The sequence below is a fragment of the Noviherbaspirillum sp. ST9 genome, assembly GCF_048799745.1.
In the GTDB taxonomy this organism is placed as follows: Bacteria; Pseudomonadota; Gammaproteobacteria; order Burkholderiales; family Burkholderiaceae_D; genus Noviherbaspirillum.
The window spans coordinates 1-604 of record NZ_JBLWFR010000136.1 but is presented as its reverse complement, the minus strand read 5'-3'; the positions used below and the strand labels follow the sequence as shown (position 1 = coordinate 604).

Sequence of the window (604 nt, the reverse complement as noted above, 5' to 3'; positions counted from 1 at the left end):
GAAATATATACCCGTCATTGGGAAAAGCTATATACGTTTTGTTTCAGGATGACAAAAGACGAGCAAACTTCACAAAATATTGTCCAGGATATTTTCACTGATCTTTGGGAAAGAAAGGACAGTCTGAAGATTCTTTCCATTGAAAATTATCTGTTCCGGGCAGCTAAAAACCTCGTCCTGAAAGAGTACCGCAAGAACCGCTTTAATGTAACTACCATGGAGGAGGAGTTCGAAAACTATGTCGTGGAGCGCGTATCTTCAGACGACCCGGAAAAAATTGACATTCTCTATTCCTTATTGGAAAGCCTGCCCGAAAAACGGAAAAAGATCCTGATCATGAACAAATTGCAGGAAATGGACATCGAACAAATAGCCACGACTCTTAACATCTCGAGGCAAACGGTAAAAAACCAGCTTTCTGCTGCCTTGAAACAGCTCAGGTTCCGGGCAGGCGAAATAGCAGTCATCATTTTTGCTTCGGGCTCTATCGCTCTCATTTATTTAAGAATTAGTTAACGATATCATAATATTACAGCATAGTATTTTCCTCCCCCCTCTGGTACTTATAGCCGAACGATAAGTATTATGAGAAAACAACGGAAAC

General features: G+C 40.7%; 1 protein-coding gene. It reads left to right on the top strand.

Annotated features, from left to right (window positions below; genetic code table 11):
- On the top strand, positions 1 to 516 hold a 516-nt coding region (locus ACNOHI_RS25180; protein ID WP_420477465.1), incomplete at its 5' end, for a sigma-70 family RNA polymerase sigma factor.
- Positions 517 to 604 lie beyond the last annotated feature (88 nt).